The 17,157-nt window shown below is 42.2% G+C and carries 14 protein-coding genes; 12 read left to right on the top strand and 2 right to left on the bottom strand.

Annotated features, from left to right (window positions below):
* Positions 1–4 precede the first annotated feature (4 nt).
* Positions 5–319, bottom strand: a complete 315-nt coding sequence (locus tag ADH67_RS06150; protein WP_066593137.1) for a HigA family addiction module antitoxin — start codon at positions 317–319, stop codon at positions 5–7.
* Between the two features lie 125 nt (positions 320–444).
* Between ADH67_RS06150 and ADH67_RS06145 the strand changes: the two genes are divergently transcribed.
* The 6 genes from ADH67_RS06145 to ADH67_RS06120 all read left to right on the top strand — a co-directional run bounded on the left by ADH67_RS06145 (position 445) and on the right by ADH67_RS06120 (position 8,522).
* Positions 445–1,452, top strand: coding sequence for a hypothetical protein (locus tag ADH67_RS06145; protein WP_066593135.1), 1,008 nt, complete (start codon positions 445–447; stop codon positions 1,450–1,452).
* Between the two features lie 61 nt (positions 1,453–1,513).
* Positions 1,514–2,041: a hypothetical protein gene (locus ADH67_RS06140; RefSeq protein ID WP_066593133.1), complete on the top strand. Its 528-nt coding sequence runs from the start codon at positions 1,514–1,516 to the stop codon at positions 2,039–2,041.
* Positions 2,042–2,058: 17 nt separating this feature from the next.
* Positions 2,059–5,442, top strand: coding sequence for an LPD1 domain-containing protein (locus ADH67_RS06135; RefSeq protein WP_066593132.1), 3,384 nt, complete (start codon positions 2,059–2,061; stop codon positions 5,440–5,442).
* A gap of 5 nt (positions 5,443–5,447) precedes the next feature.
* A complete protein-coding gene (locus tag ADH67_RS06130; RefSeq protein WP_158212631.1) occupies positions 5,448–6,932 on the top strand; it encodes a hypothetical protein in 1,485 nt (494 codons plus the stop codon).
* Between the two features lie 88 nt (positions 6,933–7,020).
* On the top strand, positions 7,021–8,085 hold the full coding sequence (gene virB11, locus ADH67_RS06125; RefSeq protein ID WP_066593130.1) for a P-type DNA transfer ATPase VirB11: 1,065 nt from the start codon (positions 7,021–7,023) through the stop codon (positions 8,083–8,085).
* Positions 8,082–8,522, top strand: a complete 441-nt coding sequence (locus ADH67_RS06120; RefSeq protein ID WP_066593129.1) for a hypothetical protein — start codon at positions 8,082–8,084, stop codon at positions 8,520–8,522. The genes virB11 and ADH67_RS06120 overlap by 4 nt, the downstream gene beginning before the upstream one ends.
* 73 nt (positions 8,523–8,595) lie before the next feature.
* Here ADH67_RS06120 and ADH67_RS06115 read toward each other — a convergent pair whose 3' ends face one another.
* On the bottom strand, positions 8,596–10,467 hold the full coding sequence (locus tag ADH67_RS06115) for an IS1634 family transposase (RefSeq protein WP_089275718.1): 1,872 nt from the start codon (positions 10,465–10,467) through the stop codon (positions 8,596–8,598).
* 89 nt (positions 10,468–10,556) lie between these two features.
* On the opposite strand from ADH67_RS06115, the gene ADH67_RS06110 reads away from it, so the two are divergent.
* The 6 genes from ADH67_RS06110 to ADH67_RS06085 are packed head-to-tail and all read left to right on the top strand — an operon-like array spanning position 10,557 to position 17,155.
* On the top strand, positions 10,557–10,958 hold the full coding sequence (locus tag ADH67_RS06110) for an ATPase, T2SS/T4P/T4SS family (protein WP_084081481.1): 402 nt from the start codon (positions 10,557–10,559) through the stop codon (positions 10,956–10,958).
* On the top strand, positions 10,955–13,426 hold the full coding sequence (locus ADH67_RS06105; RefSeq protein ID WP_089275717.1) for a type IV secretory system conjugative DNA transfer family protein: 2,472 nt from the start codon (positions 10,955–10,957) through the stop codon (positions 13,424–13,426). The genes ADH67_RS06110 and ADH67_RS06105 overlap by 4 nt, the downstream gene beginning before the upstream one ends.
* Before the next feature lie 39 nt (positions 13,427–13,465).
* A complete protein-coding gene (locus ADH67_RS06100; RefSeq protein ID WP_066593127.1) occupies positions 13,466–13,888 on the top strand; it encodes a hypothetical protein in 423 nt (140 codons plus the stop codon).
* Positions 13,889–13,948: 60 nt separating this feature from the next.
* On the top strand, positions 13,949–14,173 hold the full coding sequence (locus ADH67_RS06095; protein ID WP_066593125.1) for a hypothetical protein: 225 nt from the start codon (positions 13,949–13,951) through the stop codon (positions 14,171–14,173).
* Positions 14,163–15,290: an ArdC family protein gene (locus ADH67_RS06090; RefSeq protein WP_066593123.1), complete on the top strand. Its 1,128-nt coding sequence runs from the start codon at positions 14,163–14,165 to the stop codon at positions 15,288–15,290. Before ADH67_RS06095 ends, ADH67_RS06090 begins: the two co-directional genes overlap by 11 nt.
* 14 nt (positions 15,291–15,304) lie before the next feature.
* Positions 15,305–17,155, top strand: a complete 1,851-nt coding sequence (locus tag ADH67_RS06085) for a DNA topoisomerase 3 (protein WP_066593121.1) — start codon at positions 15,305–15,307, stop codon at positions 17,153–17,155.
* Positions 17,156–17,157 lie beyond the last annotated feature (2 nt).

The raw sequence follows: 17,157 nt of genomic DNA, 5'->3' as shown, positions 1-17,157 counted from the left end.
AGCCTCAATTGTGCGTAAGAGAGACTTTCTCAACCAAGGCCGGAAGAGAAAGCAGCAAACCCGTTTTTTCAACGTTGATTTCCGCTTGTCGAAGATCATATGCACTTTGCATATCAAGAAGCAAGCGGGCACTGATACCTAAAGTTTTTTGCACACGCAAAGCTAAATCCGCTGAAATACCCATCTTTCCAGAGATGATTCTGGAAACAGTTGAAGGAGAGATCTTCAATGCCTTCGCTAAGGCAGCCGGCGTGATCTTAAAAGCAGTGAGGACGTCTTCAATGATTAGCCCGGGATGGCATGGATTTAGTTTTGTCATTAATAGTCGTCCTTGTAATCAAAAATTGGCGGATAACTTTCCATTTCCCAATCCTAAAAGCACGGTGAGGATTGCGCAAGCCGCCAATCTGATTTAGCTATTTTGCCAAACTTCAGGAGAAATTAATGAAAAAAACAGTAGATGAATTATCAAAAGAAGAAGTTTTGAAAATTTTTGAAAAAGACTTTTCAAATCGTCTGCAGCGTAAATTGCATTCTGATTTTTGGGGATATTTTGGCTCTCCGGCAGAAAAGATCAGCAAGCCATACTACACAATAGATTTTCATTTTTTGGACTGCAAGTATGAACTACATGGTCCGGAACGGCATTTTATTGAACGAACTCTCAATCCTGACGGTTCAATGATTATCCCTGCAGTTGATGAAAATCAAGTTAAAGAAAAACTGGCTATTTATCAGCGGGCCCTCAAATATAAAGTCAAAGAGTTCTTTGAAACAAGCGAGCCGGTAAGAGGACACAGCTTTGAAGATATCGTTGATTACCTGCCTGATTTGACAGAGCACTGTCGGCAACGGTACATGAATTTGAATATCTGGCATAACTTCAGTAATCCTCCGGTCGTTGGCTATACAGGATTCAATGAAAAGACTAACAGTTTCACAATTGTGCTGGATAAAAGCAAGCTCTCTGACAAGGATAAAAAAGATATCTCCAGGTTTAGCGTTCTAGGCTACGTATCACAAGAACCCTATAAGCATTTCCGAAAAGATTTTTCTTTCTATGCTAAGAATATCCAAGAGCCTTGGAAGAAAGTATTTCATTCAGAGAATCAAATAGTTAAGATAAAAGTTCGTCCCGAAGCTAAATCCATAGCTGAAGCGGTGCTCCTTCCAATAGTAGAAAAGGCTCAGAAAAAGTGGGACCTACGGGCTAAGGTCAATGAAGAAAATCAGAGAACATTGCAGACGCTGCTGGATGCGTACAGAAAAACAAAAGAATTTAAAGAGCATCCGCAGCTTGCAGAAGGACTTGAAGAAAAACTCACTTCAGTGTTTCTTAGTGCACAAGAACAAGGAATAAAAATTTCTTTGAACCGCTACGACATCAATGCACCAAGCCGTAATGCCGTAAGAGTCCAAATCAAACAACAATCAAAAGAAAAAGAAAAATAAATAAAACTAATTTCAATTTGCACGACTAGCTGAGACAAACCAATCCTTAAGGAAAAAAGAAATGGAATTTAAAGACAGGCTTGAGTATGCCCGGCCTCTTTATGTGGGCAGGCAATGGGCACCTTATCTTTCCGGGTCAACAGACGAGCTTCCTCTCGATTTGGACGAAAATGAAGAAAAAGCCATAGAAAAATTTGAAAAGGAATGGGAAGTTGTTGAAGTTAAATCGGAGACTGTAGACGAACCGGTATTTGCAAGATGTGAAATTAGCGGATTGATGGCTGACTGCGTTGAAGTAGTCGCAATTAACCGTGAACTCATAAAAATTGAAGAGCAGAGAATCGAGACTGACAATAAGTTAGGTAACTTGTCAGAGGAGAATAAAAAAACTTTTGAGAGCGTCTATCAAGCTCATATCAAACAAGAGGAGTTCCAACAACATCCTGATTTAAAACCCGCATTTCGATCTAAGTTGGCAGATATGTTTTTGGCCGCTCAAGAAAAGGGAGTGACTTTAAAGATTAATAAGGAACAACCGCAAAAAGCGGGAGAACCGGCTAAGACGGCTGAAAAACAACGAGAACGATAACAAAGAGTGAGGATGATATGGCTAGATTGATGGCTGAACAGCTTGGATTTGATTTTTTCTTTCCTGTCTATCAACAGAAAGACTTCAATAAGGTGAAGAACCCAATTCCTCGGAATAGCTCCGTCTTGGAGTGGATACAAGAGCTGCCAAACAAAGATCCATCTCTGCGGGAACCTGCTGAAAAAGTCCTAAGTGCCCTGACACCAGAAATTTTAGGGTACTTACAGGACAAAAATCCTTCATATTATTTGCCTGCTGGAAATCGGCTTTCGCTTGAAAACCGATTCAAACGCAGCTGTGAATTAATGAAGGCAGGCAAAGAACTTGATAAAAAAGGAAACAAACTTCTTGCTAGAGCCGGAGCACTCAGAATTCTCGCTAGTACCGTCTTTGATATTTCACAAAATACAGAACTTCTTAAGCAGTCCGGTCTGACTCAAGCGGATGTTGCCGCTTTGTTTGAAATAGAAAGAAAAGCAGACAATGATTTTTTCAAACACCGAGACAGTCTTAAACACAACAAAGACGGCTCTCTGAAATTGGAAGACTTCGGAGAGGATCTGAACAACACCCGCAAAGGCAAAGTCAGAGTCAATAGACAATCAAATCAGTTTCTCTATGACGAGCAAAGCGAACTGGAGAAACGTCTATCAAGGGAGCCATTGGATTCAGTTTGGCCCAAAGATTCGATAATAGAACTTCAAAAAATTAATCCGAAGGCTGCCGCATGCCTCTGGCTTGTTAGAGGAACTATGAGCGGCAGAAAGCCTGCACAAAGCTCGCCTCGTTATCAAGGTTACTTAAAAACAGCGTTAACCGCAATCGGTCTGCACCGTCAGGTGCTCTTTGGAGAGGATGCTCCAGAAGTAGGAGATGTCAGAGCTTTTGATAGATTTTATGGAATAGGAAAAGAAAGTTATGAGGTTCTATCTCTAGCCGATGGTAAGTTCTGGCCTTTTTTGAGAATGGGTGTATTCCGAAACGCAAAAGCCATTCCCACTGCTAATGATTGGAAATTGAGTGATGGTTCGGATATTAACGATTACCCCTTTCAAATTGCAGTCGGTTTTAATGAAAATAACGCCAAAGAGAAACATCCTCTGTGTTTTCTGGACGAAGACGGAGAAAGAATTCCTTATATAGCTGTTGTTGTCGGCAAAGATGAAGAGGAATTTAAGCAAAATTTAAATCGGCAATTGAGTATTTCTCTGCAAAGGTATTTAGAGGCTGAAAAGCAAGAAGATGAACAAAAGGAAGATAAACCCAAAAAGATTTCAGCTATTCGATTGTTTGGGCGCGGGGACCGTCAATCTCATACTTATGAAATCTATGGAAAACAGGGCAGCATAGAGCTTCAACTTACCGAAAGGATAGCTTTTAAATCCGACGCGGATTTTTGGGATTATGTGCTCAGACATCAAGAAGAGTTTGAAAGCAAATATCTTGAACTAAGGACGGAGTATTCAAAAAGCGAGAAGGATTGGAGAGGAAATTCACCTATTCGTGAAAGAATTGGGACTGATTGGCGGCAAGGAAAAGACGCTACGCCGGAAATGTTTATGTCAACGTTCGGTTTCCGTGGCGTCGAATTCGGTAATTGGGTAAAACAAGGCAAACACGGCAGAGAGCGTCAGTGGATGCTTAACAATGCTTTTGATTCTCTCAAAGATCTGGCAGAAATTTTAAACATACCTCCTAAGGCCGTTGCTCTGAACGGTGAACTGGGACTTTGTTTTGGTTCCCGAGGATTCGGCTCTGCTTCTGCTCACTATGACCCGCAAAATCGACTGATTAATCTGACAAAAACTAAGGGATATTCGAGTTTGGCGCATGAATGGTTTCATGCACTGGATCACCACATGGCTTGTGATCTATATGAAGCGAAACTCTTCGAAAGCAAATTCCTAAGCGACAAGGCTGAACCTGTAAGGTTCGGTCTATCAGAGGCTTATAAAGAAAATCTGCGCAGACAAATTGAAGCCTACTCAAAAACGCCCGATGCGGTTGTGGAATCAATTGAAAGCAAACTTACATCAAACCCTTTGTTTCCCGCCGTAAGCACAGGCCTTGTGTTGGAGACCGTTACTCATCACGCTGCATTTAAAGACGGCAGAAGCGTGACCTATTCGTTGAAACACCAAATTACTAAAGACGACCTCAGAGAAATTCACTTCGAGCATGAAACCAAGCTGCGTCCGCAAGTTTTTCATGCGTGGGGAGATGTGGTAGAAGCAATAAGAGCTTCTTCAATGCATCAAAGAATGAAGAAGAAAAACGCTTATTGGCAGTCGAAAATAGAAGAATCTGCCAGAAGTTTTGAAGCCTTTGTTCAGTATCGCTGTAAAGAACTTAACATACAAAATGATTTCCTGACTAATGCCGCTTTCAGTGAAAAATCTCTAGGAAAAGATAACTTCTATCCGTACTTGGACGGAGAAGATGTAAAGAAGGTATGCGATAAATTCAGAGAACTCTTTGCCGTTATTAAAAATAAAGAAACAAAAAAGGGAGTAGAGCTTTATTCGAGAGAAATAACAGAAAAAGTCGGGACCCCTCGTTTGGACATTAGAGAACTTCTAACCAAAGAGTTCGGTGAAAACGGAATCGTTCAGCTTATTAAGGCCAACAAACTTTACATTGCTCAAAATCAGAAGGAGGCCCTTTTCATTCACGCCACAAAAGAACGAGAGGGTAACTTCCAAACTTTGTCGGTTCAAGAGCCTCTAAACGAAAAAGTCCTGGGTTTTTACGATCCCAAGAGAAAGTGCTCTTATATCGTTGCCGACAACCTAACCAAAGAAAATGCAGTTGCCGTTGTGCTTCATGAAATCGGCGTGCATATGTCACGGGATTCGCAGTTTAAAGAAAGAACCGAAAGACTGATTACACAGGCTAATGAACTTTTCCAAGAAGGATTAAAAGGAAAAGATCCTTTAATGGAAAAAGTCCAGAAAAGACTTTCTGACTCAAATGTGCACCCGTTCTTTAAAAATTACAAAGAGGAAGTCTGCGGATATCTTATTGAAGAAGCTGCAAAGGAAATCAATAAAACTCCGAAAGTTCAACGATGGTTTCAGGAAGTCACCTCAACCGTGAAAGTTTGGCTTTCTGAACATGGGGTTCTAGATGTAAGCAGACTAAAAACGCAAGATCTGGTGACAATTGCCAAGGCAAACGTTAAAGAAATCGCCCGTCAAAAGCCTGAAGTGAAATTGTCTCCGGAAGGAATGAAAGTGTTGGCAGAACACGTCAAGGCCATGAACTTCAAGTACTCCAAGATAACGGATGCCGAACCGGAAATAAAAACTCTCTACAGAAAATTCGTTGAGCTGGAACAGGCAGGAAAACCTCTTCCAAAGGCAGCTGTTGTCGAGAAGCCGAAAAGCGGATTGCAACGATAAAAAGGATGGCTATGTCTACAGGATTGAATAAAACTCATCAAAGAAGAGATGTCATTTTGGCTTCGCTTTGTGACTATTTTGGAAAAAGTACTATAGACAACTTGCTTCTTTGCGGCTTTTTGAGAGTGATAGAAAAGCTGCAAACTGATGAGCTTGATGGAATCTCTATCGCTTCGAAGATTCATAAAAAAACAAAAAACATTGTTCCAGATGAACTTGCAACTCCGGATAACGAGGAGGGAATTATCGCAGAGCTTCCTCATCTTAAGGAAGGTTTTCCTGCTTGCCCAATTGTTGTAAGGATAGGCTTTCATATTCCTTTTGTTCATAGAGGAGCAGGTTCCCGGCATTTAACTGGGAATGTAATAGAGTTTCCTAACAGAGACTTTTTTCCTAAAGAAGAAAACAAAACTGAAGGTTCTTTAAAAGGATTGGTAGAGGTTTTGAAGAATAGTTCTCAGTTGTATCAACTGAATCCTTTGAAATATGTTTTCTATTCTTCCAAGCATCAGTACGGGATAGTTTGTACTCTTAATGAGAAATCGAACCGTTTAGAGGTAGTTACCGTTCGACCGGTTCGCAAAAAAGAATTGCCCCAAAATCTATGGGGCAATCAGTGGATAAAAATATCAGGCGCGCTCATCTTTCCTGATCAAGCGGCTTCGGTCCCGCTCTCCTCTTGTTTACAGACTACTGAGAGAAAACATACCGAACCTCAGTCTACGAAGTCGCACGAGGATAATTATCTTGACGTTGATTATACACCTGCTTTAAGGAATGCTATTGAAAGGGCGAAGAGGAACCTGCGTTCTGACGCTAACAATATTCAAGGGTTTTATTCGAAATCTAAAAAAATTGCAGTTCTTGTAGCTGAAAATCTTTCCGCCGTTTCTGCTCCAAGTGTTTTGCTCCACGAGCTTGGTATTCATATGGCATATGACACCTTTTTCAAAAATAAACTTCAGCCAATTATTGAAGAAGCTCCAAGCTTGCTTGAGCATTTAGTGGCGAAAAGTGATCCAATTGGGCTGTATGCTCAGTCGCAATTGACACTGGCCCAGATTACAAAAAAGTCAAAAGGTTATAAGGAAGAGGTTTGTGCTTACTTGGTAGAAAGTTGTGCTCTTCATGCAGTGACAGAGCCTTCCTTAATTCGTTGGTTCAATGGGTTAAAAAGCAAAACTTCAGTTTGGTTATATGAACACGGCTTTAAAGAAGTTGACAAATTAAGTCCAAGAGATCTGGTGACAATTGCTAAGGCAAACGTTAAAGAAATCGCCCGTCAAAAGCCGGAAGTGAAATTGTCTCCGGGAGGAATGGAAGTGTTGGCAGAACACGTCAAGGCCATGAACTTCAAGTACTCCAAGATAACGGATGCCGAACCGGAAATAAAAACTCTCTACAGAAAATTCGTCGAATTAGAACAAGCCGGTAAACCGCTTCCAAAGGCAGCCGTTGTCGAGAAAAGAACCGGAGGAATGCAGAGATGACGGAGATATATGTGCGAAGTAAACAAATGCCCCACGATTTATGGGGCAAAAGACAGGCATTTGAAAATAAGAAGAAAAGGAGGACAGCATGGGAAGAGCAATAGCCCACGATGCAGTTCTTAGAAATCTATTAAAAAAAGCTTTGCAGAAGTATTTAGACAGAAGCGATATTACGGAAGTTGCCGTTAACTCTCCGGGGATTGTGTGGGTTGAAGAGTCGGGGGGATGGGCCAAGATTGAAGATCCGGCAGTTACATACGACTATCTTCTTTCTTTGGGCAATGCGGCTGCAGTTTTCGGAGGTGAAAATAAAGTTTTCGATAGCGGTAATCCTGTCCTATCAGTAGAACTGCCGGACGGTGAACGAGCCCAGTTTGTAATGCCTCCTGCTTGTAAAAGCGGAACAGTGAGCCTTACGGTCAGAAAAATTTCCCGCTCGGTTATCGAGATAGAGGATTACAAAAAAAGCGGTTTTTTCAACAAAATCCGAAAATCCGACAGCGTTGATCCAAATGCTCAGAAACTGCACGATCTCTATGAAAATCTTTTTCATCCGGATGAAGCCATAAGAATTGCCAGCCGTTCCGAGTTTCTGGTTGAATGCGTTAAGTGCGCAAAGACAATCATCATCGCCGGAGAGACCGGTTCCGGCAAAACCACTTTTATGAAGGCTTTAATGCAGCATATTCCGTCCTCACAGAGAATTATCACAATTGAGGACGTTCCGGAGCTGCTTTACGGACTGCCCAAACACGGCAATCAGGTCAATCTTTTTTATCCTTCCGAGGCAACGGAAGACTCCAGCGTGACTGCCACCAGTCTGATGAGATCTTGTCTGAGAATGAAACCGGATAGGATTCTTCTTGCTGAACTTCGAGGCGGAGAAACATATGATTTTTTAAATATATGTCTTTCCGGTCATGCAGGCTCAATAACAAGCTGCCACGCCGGCAGCTGTGAGCAGGTTTTTGAATACTTGGCTCTCAAAGTGCTGCAGTCTAATACCGGAAGACAGCTGCCTTATGAGGTCATTCAAAAACTTCTGCATCAAGTAATTGATGTCATTGTTCACGTTCACCGCGATCGTGAAGAAGGACGGCATATTACCGAAATTTTTTATGCTGATCCTCTGACAAAGGGAGTCAGCGCATGAGCGATACTTCAAAGAAAGTCCTATTCGGCATTTTTGCTTGTGTTGTTCTTCTGGTCTTATTTTATTGGGCCGCAAGTTTTATCTTCATGCAGATTTACGGGCTGCCGGTTGGAATGTCTCGTCCATGGACGATTATTCAATACTGGGCAATGTACCGAGAGAGCGGTTATAAATGGCTGCGTTTGGCGGTCAATTTTTGCTTCTTTTTTCCTTGGCTCCTGCTTGTAGGACTTGCCGTTCTGATTGTTTTGACAAAAGACAAAAGAGCGCTGCACGGGGCAGCCCGTTTTGCAACTATGGCTGAAGTTAAAAAAGCAGGATTAATTGATCCGAAAAAAGGCTTAGATAAAACGATTCTTGTCGGCAAATTTAAAGACCGCTACTTGACTTACGGCGGATTTCAGTTTGTTCTTCCTGAGTTTCAGAGAATAAATTGAGGAAATTTTGTTATATCTATTGGGCCTCAATGTATCTCTAATTTTTCATTTTTTTATTCCTCGTAGTAGTAGTTCACTCGATAGAGAAGTAACTGTTCAAATCTCCGGATAGCCCCAGTTTCCTTCTCAAGGTTGCTGCGGTTTCATAGTCCTCTAGCACCGGCATAGATACGGCTTTGCAGATGTTTTTTACATCGTCTGAAATCCCTGTAGTTGCATAGACCGCCGGCAGTCTCTCTAATTTGATTCTTGTCGTCCTTAGTCCGTTGAGACTTTCCACGATCTTCTCTATGGAAATTGGGGTCTGGTTGGATTTGAGCTTGTACTCGAGCAAACGCGAAATTACTAATGCGATATAACAACAAAGAAAATGACCGCGGATGTGTTGCTCAGTGCGCACATACACCGGTCGTGCTTCTAATTGACTTTTCAAGAGGCGGAAATTGCTCTCTATGTGCCAGAGCTCTCTGTAGATGCTTAGGATTTCCTCTACAGGATCTTCCAGTGAAGTCTCTATCACATGCATTCCATCGAACTTCTCCTGCTCAACGATCTTTTCCTCGTCTAAACTCAAACTCTCTTTATCAATCTCAACGCGAACTAATCCCTTGCCTCCTTTTTTCATTTCCGCTGTGAAGGTAGAGGGACGGGTAACTAGCCCTATTGCTTTATCAATAAACTTTTGTCTATCGTGTCTGTCTTTATCAAAGCGCTTTTTAGAGAATGTAACGATGTACCTGCGCTTGAGCGTTCCTTTTTTTCTCGTATTTTTAGCTCGAGTTTCATAGGGCTTTAATATCTTCTCCAGCCGTTCTATCTCTGCAGGATTATCATGCTCCTTTGCAAACTCCGGATAACGATAGTTAACTTTGGTTTCAAGCGTGACCTCTTTGTACCAGTTTTCTTCCACAACCCCGTCATCATCGACCACGGTATATGAGATTCTTCCTTCCGGGCAAAGGGCAGCGGCCTTGACTTCCTCGGAAGCGCTTCTAATCTTCGATGAGAATACATAGTCGTGACCAAGCTCGACCAGGCAGTGAATGTTGGCCGTGTTGTTAAGGCCCCTATCGGCCACGACTACAAGTTTTTCAACCCCATAAGTTTTTTTCAATTCTTCTACAAAAGGAATCATCGTCGGAGATTCTCCCTGATTGCCTTTATAGAGTTTATAGCTGACTGGCAGTCCGTCTTTGTCAGCAGCTAAGGCCATAACTACCTGAACTTCATTAAATTTTTTATCTTTTGAGTAACCGAATTCTCGAAGACTGTCGGCTCGAATGCTTTCAAAGGCGTAAGTAGTAATGTCATAGAGGCACACTCGCGTGTCTCGTTGAGGATTTTGTTCTAAAAGCTTTTTATTCAGATATTTGATAATGGCTTCTTTATTATCGCTGAGCAGATCTAAGCAATTGTAGTAATCGGAAAGGTTCTGCGGCCTAGCACCGAGATATGTGACTGGTACTAAGCGTTTGGTTTTAGCCTTTGACCAAGGGGATAAAATTCTTGTAAGACACAGTTGGCGGACAACTTCAGAAAAATCGAACTGAACGTTCGTACCATTTTTAAGATAAGTGAGCTTGTAAGGCAGTTTAAGTTCATTCCAAAGCCGACTTAAAACCACCAACCCAAGACCTCGTAACGCCGGCTTTTCTCCTTTTAAGCTCAGGCCGTCCTTAGCTTCTTTGAGAAGTTGATCTTTAATATTTTTATTTAAAACCATCCTTTGGTTTAGATCAGTTGCTGCAGCCTCACGATTAAGAGCTTCAACCTCGGCTTTAATTTTTTGTATAGCAAGAGGGTCTGCCGCAAGCAGCATCTTCTCATTTCCACATTTGCGATAAATATTTTTCCGGGCTTGTCCTTTTTCATTTCTGTAGGAGGAAGCGATATAGACACTTCGATTCCCCTCTTTATTAGAACTGTACATGACGTGGTAACGCATAAACCCCTCTCTATACTATTACCATTATTTTACTACATATAACCAAAAAAAGTCAAGAGAGATTTTCCTTTTATTTTCAGATAGTAATTATGAAAATAAGGGGGTTTCGGTATCAAACTCAGGAGGCAACGGAAGACTCCAGCGTGACTGCCACCAGTCTGATGAGATCTTGTCTGAGAATGAAACCGGATAGGATTCTTCTTGCTGAACTTCGAGGCGGAGAAACATATGATTTTTTAAATATATGTCTTTCCGGTCATGCAGGCTCAATAACAAGCTGCCACGCCGGCAGCTGTGAGCAGGTTTTTGAATACTTGGCTCTCAAAGTGCTGCAGTCTAATACCGGAAGACAGCTGCCTTATGAGGTCATTCAAAAACTTCTGCATCAAGTAATTGATGTCATTGTTCACGTTCACCGCGATCGTGAAGAAGGACGGCATATTACCGAAATTTTTTATGCTGATCCTCTGACAAAGGGAGTCAGCGCATGAGCGATACTTCAAAGAAAGTCCTATTCGGCATTTTTGCTTGTGTTGTTCTTCTGGTCTTATTTTATTGGGCCGCAAGTTTTATCTTCATGCAGATTTACGGGCTGCCGGTTGGAATGTCTCGTCCATGGACGATTATTCAATACTGGGCAATGTACCGAGAGAGCGGTTATAAATGGCTGCGTTTGGCGGTCAATTTTTGCTTCTTTTTTCCTTGGCTCCTGCTTGTAGGACTTGCCGTTCTGATTGTTTTGACAAAAGACAAAAGAGCGCTGCACGGGGCAGCCCGTTTTGCAACTATGGCTGAAGTTAAAAAAGCAGGATTAATTGATCCGAAAAAAGGCTTAGATAAAACGATTCTTGTCGGCAAATTTAAAGACCGCTACTTGACTTACGGCGGATTTCAGTTTGTTCTTTTGGCTGCGCCTACCCGTTCAGGTAAAGGTGTTGGAGTTGTGGTACCAAACTGTCTTAACTATTCCGACTCTTTGGTTGTGTTAGATATCAAGGGAGAAAACTTTGATATCACGTCCGGCTTTAGAAAAGCTTGCGGCCAAGAAGTTTATTTGTTTTCACCGTATGACGAAGAGGGTAAGACTCATCGCTACAATCCTCTCGATTACGTCAGTGAGGATCCGGCGGAAAGGCTCGGTGATATCGATGCCATCGGTCAGGCACTTTATGCCGGTGAGAACAATAACGATAAGTTCTGGTCGGAAAATGCCAAAGACTTTTTCCGAGGCGTGGCCTTATTTGTATTAGAAAGTCCCGAGCTCCCTAATACTTTAGGTGAGATTCTGCGTCAGGCTTCCGGCAAAGGCAAACCCGTTAAAGAGCATCTTCTTGAAAAACTTAAGGAAGCTCAAGAAAAAGGACACCCGTATTCGAACAACTGCGTGGATGCTTTAAACCGAGTTCTAAGCAACTCTGAAAACACCTTAGCAAGTATTGTCGCCACGTTTAACACTGCACTTTTAAGTTTTCAGAATCCAAAGGTGGATTTGGCTACAAGCGCAAGTGATTTTGACTTAAGAGAAGTCCGCAGAAAAAGAATGAGCGTGTACTTCAAGATTGAGCCTACAAAGCTAAAAGATGCTCGAGTTCTGATTAATCTTTTCTTTGATCAGCTGCTGAATTTGAATACCCGCAAATTGCCAAGTCAGGATAAATCTTTGAAGTATCAATGTTTGGTGCTTCTCGATGAGATGACTTCCATCGGAACTGTCAACATGATTAAGCAGGCCGTCTCTTATATGGCCGGCTACAACATGAGACTGTTGACAATCATTCAGAATAAATCTCAGTTAGAAGACGTTTACGGGAAAGCAGGTGCTGTTACTTTGCTCTCCAACCATGCTCTGATGATTATGTATGCGCCGTCGCCGGCAACCCAGTCAGACGCAAATGAATATTCAGAAATGCTTGGTTATCAGACTGTTAAGTCAAAATCGACCTCTACAAGCAAATCCGGCGGCTCGACAAGTCAATCTGATCAAAGAAGAGCTCTAATGCTTCCGCAGGAAATCCAAGAACTTGGGACAGACAATGAGATAGTTACTTTAGAAAATACCAAGCCGATCCTTTGTAAAAAGATCCGTTATTACAAAGATCCTGAGTTTACAAAAAGAGCCAATTGGCAAACGCCGGATATTCCGATACAGGACGTTAATTTATTCGTCGCTCAGTTAGAGCAAAGAATCCGTGCCGCAGCTGATGAGGAGTTGAAAGAAGAAAACGCAGCCAACTCTATTGTCACCGGAGATACTTCATTGCCGGCTGATATGGCTAATATTCCGGATTCACAATGGACTCAGGAGCAGATTCACTGCTATCTCGATAACCTTGTAACCAATGAAATCGGTGTAAAAAGTTTCAGCAATCCGTTTGCAAACTTAAATGAAGTTGTAAAAAATGCCTCACAAGCTGCTCAAACAAATTATGCCGCAGCGTTTTCCGAGGCCGCCAATGCTGCTGAATCGGACTCCGAAGGGCAAGAAAATACCGGCTTAGAGTCGCTTATGCAAACCGAATCAGAGGAAAACGAGGAAACCGAGGAAACCGAAGACAGTCTTTTAGGCGCACTGAAGCAGTTTGATCTGGTTGATTCTGCCGAAACGAAAAAAGATACCGAAGCCTCGGAGTTGCCTGAGTCCATTGAGATCACCGCTGAAATTGAAGAAACTTCCTCGCCTAAGAGTCAAGATGAATCAGAAACTGCCCTGCGAAAAGTTGAAGCAAGAGTTACTGCAAATATTGAGACTACAGATTGGACAGAAGATAAGTGCGCCAAATTCGTGGGGAGCCTTATAGAAGAAATCAAAAAGCAGCTTGTCGAAGTTCCTGCCGGATCACAGTCTTCGGATTATCAAGAAGGCTCAGAGGATGCTGAATCAGCCTCTGAGAAGATTAGGAGCTTTAATCAAGCTAAAAATTTATATCGAAGAGCTGCCAGACGTCCGCTGTCTGCATAAACACCTCTTAACCCAAGCGGAAAACAAAAGGAGAATCGTATGAACGATTACACACCGTTTAACAATGCCATCGTGGTTTACAAGGAAGCCACAGTCAGTCAGATTGTTCCTAAGTCAGGCCCACGAGCCGGACAGAAGACTTCTGTTGTTGAATTTAAAGCTTACAGGCCGGAATTTGAAAAAAAAGCCGACGGAACTTTTGAAAAGAAAGATTCGAAGTTCTTCACTGTCCAGTATTACGGCAGCGAAGTTTCGGCAAAGAGAATAGCTGCGGGAATCAAAGAAGGCATGACTCTTGAAGTTCGTGGTGAGGTCAGAGAGAAACAATTTACCGGAAAAGACGGAAAAACAATGACAGAAAACGTCATTGCAGCCAAGGGCATAGCTGTTTCTCTGAATCAGCCGGGCCTTGAAGTTCAGTTTACTAAGCAGAAGCAGCAACAAAAAGGTCAGGAGCGTTAAAAGCTGAACAAAGTCGGTGAGCCGGGGGCACCGATGAACATTCCAGGGTTGAGATAAATAATGAATAAATCAGAACAATTAAAGATCGTTGTCAAGGTTTTTATTAAAAATTTATGCAAACCGGCAGCAGCCAAAGAATTTTCTTTTGATGCAAAGGAAGCCGAAGACTTAGGCTGTTTTGAAGAGACTGCAATTACTGCCCAAGAGAAAGATAAGTTCTTTGAAGATTTTTGCTTAAGAACTTATGCGCAAGTCTCCGAAGGAGATAAAGATCATGGCAAGTAAAACAAGCAATACTCACAATAAATACAATGCTTATGTCAATGAGGTTGCAGATCTTTTTATAGAGCAATTGGAAAAGGGATGCGCCCCTTGGCAAAAAGGTTGGGAGTCACAATTTATTCTTCCGCAGAATGCGGTAACCGGAAAACTCTATCGAGCCTCTAACCTGATGCTTCTTTTTGCTATGCAGTGCTCTAACGGATTTGAAGATAACCGTTGGGTGACTTTCAATCAAGCACGCTCTTTAGGAGGCTCGGTCAGAAAAGGAGAAAGAGGAGTCCCTTGCATCTTTTGGAGAAGGTTTGAGGTTCGGGACGAAAATCCTGAAAAAGAAGGAGAAGAGATCGTTGTCAAAGAAAGAATGATCCCCTGTCCGTTTACGATTTTTAACGTTGGACAATGTGAGAACCTGAAAATAAAACCTCTGGAAGTACCTCAGCATGACTGGACGCCTGTGGAAGCAGCAGAAAAGCTTCTAAAGGCCTCAGGAGCAAAAATTGAAGAAAAAAGTCAGTCTCGGGCTTTTTACAACCCTGTAAAAGATCTGATTGTTCTGCCTGAAAGAAAACAGTTCTTTAATGCGGAGGCTTTTTACGATACTGCGCTTCATGAATTAGGACACTGGACCGCTCATTCTTCAAGACTAAACAGAACTTTTGGAAAATCCTTCGGGGACGAGGAATATGCGAAAGAAGAACTCAGAGCAGAAATTTCCTCTTTTATGGTCGGCTCAACTCTCGGACTTTCTCATGATCCCTCAAATCACGCCGCCTATGTTGATTCATGGATTAAAGCGTTAAGAGACGATCCGAGAGAGATTCTGAGAGCGTGCGCTGATGCCGAAAAAATCAAAGATTATTTATTTAGCTTGGATAAGTCGCTGAAACTTGAAGAAGGCAGTTCCAGTGAAATTTCTAAAGTTGCAGAGGAACATTCCGAGACAAGAAAAGCTGTAAAAATTTATAAGAGTTTTTCTGAGGAGGAAAAAGCTGTTGTCGTCCAGAGCTTGGCTCAAAGTTTGAATAAACCGAAACGCAGTTCAAATCCCTACCAAATGAGTCTGTTTGACCGTGAAGTTAGTGAGAAAAAAGAAAGAGCGGGCAGCGGCTGCGAAAGATAGCAGGAGGAAGTAACGTGAGATTATTTATTGCGGAAAAACCATCGGTGGCAAAAGCCATTGTGAATGAGTTGGGGGTTGTAAAACGCAACAATGGGTATATCGAATGCTCCGGACAAAATTATGTCACTTGGTGCTTTGGTCATTTGCTTGAGCAGGCAGAACCGGACGCATACACGGCAGAGGATATACCGGTGAGCAAAAAAACGGGAAAGAAAATTTGGCGTATGCAGGATCTGCCGATTTTTCCAACTCAATGGAAACTTCTTCCCAAGTCTGACAAAGGCGTAAAAGCTCAACTAAAAGTTATTAAGACACTTATTCCTAAGGCACAAACAATAGTAAATTGCGGAGACCCTGACAGAGAAGGACAGCTTTTAGTCGATGAAATCTTAGAGTTTTACGGCAATAAAAAACCGGTTCTTCGTTTTTGGGTTTCGGCTCAAGATTCTGCATCTATCAGAAAAGGTCTTGGGAATCTGCAGCCAAACTCAAAATACAACGGAATGAAATTAGCCGCTTTAGGACGCCAGAGAGCCGACTGGCTTCTTGGAATGAATCTGACCCGTGCTCTTACTCTTGCTCATTCAAGCCGTGAGGAGCGCAGACTTATTGCCGTCGGAAGAGTTCAGACGCCGACTTTGCAATTAGTAGCGAGCCGAGATCTTGCTATAAAAAATTTTAAGAGCATCCCTTTTTATAACTTTAATGCAGATATTAAAGTTGCCGGCGGCAGCTTTAAGGCAACTTGGAAGGCAGCCGAAAACCAAAAAGGATTAGATGAATCGGGCCGGCTGGTAAGCAAAGAGGCTGCAATTGCCTTAAAGCAAAAATTGCAGCAGGCAAAAAGCGGTGTTATTACAAAAGCTGAAGAGGTTCTCAAAAAACAAGTCCAGCCTAAAGCATATTCTTTAGCTGATATTCAGCTTGAGGCTTCTAACAAGTTTGGTTTTTCAGCGCAAGAGACTTTGGACACGTGTCAGAGTCTTTATGAAAATCATAAATGTGCGTCTTATCCCAGAAGCGACTGCCAATTTTTACCGGAGAGCCAGTTTGATGATGCGCCTTCTGTGATTGCTGCCGTGGCTAAAAGTATTCCGGATCTGGCCGCTCTTGCAAAGAAGGCTAATCCTTCAATTAAGTCGCCTACATGGAACGATAAAAAAATTACTGCGCACCACGGAATAATTCCGACTTGCCAGAGTGTTTCATGGGAGGCCCTAAATGAGAAAGAAAAGAAAATTTATTTTCTGATTGCTAAACGTTATTTATCCCAATTCTTTCCGGAGCATCAGTACTTAGTCAAGACTATTGAGTTAGATATCGCCGGTGAAAAATTTTGCGCTCATGGGAAAACTGTCAAAGTGGCCGGCTGGAAGGGATTCAATGAAGAAGAGGAGAAAGAAGAGCTTCAAGTTCTTCCGAAAGTCACTAAAGACGAGAGAGCGGCAGTAGCGGGCATTTCTGTTAAGCAAGATATGACCAAACCACCTGCATATTTCACTGAGGGTACGCTTATTGCTGCTATGGAAAAAATACATACCATCGTTGAAAATCCCGAACACAAAAAACTTCTTAAAGAGGGAGACGGCATCGGTACGCCCGCAACGAGAGCTGCAATCATTACTGAGCTGAAAAAGAAAGGATATCTTGCCTCTAAAGGGAAAAAAATAAACGCAAGCGAAGTCGGATTTGCATTGCTCAAAGTCGTTCCAGAACTTGTAAAAAATCCTGTTTTGACTGCCATGTTTGAAAGAAAACTCAAAGATGTAGAGGCAGGAACAGGCAGTTTGCAGGATTTTCTCAACACCCAGCAAAAGTTTATTTTGCAGGAAATTACAAAAGCTAAAAAACTAGCAGGGATATAGCT

The organism is Turicimonas muris (genome assembly GCF_002221595.1).
Classification (GTDB): Bacteria; Pseudomonadota; Gammaproteobacteria; order Burkholderiales; family Burkholderiaceae_F; genus Turicimonas; species Turicimonas muris.
This window is presented reverse-complemented; position numbering and strand designations above follow the sequence as displayed.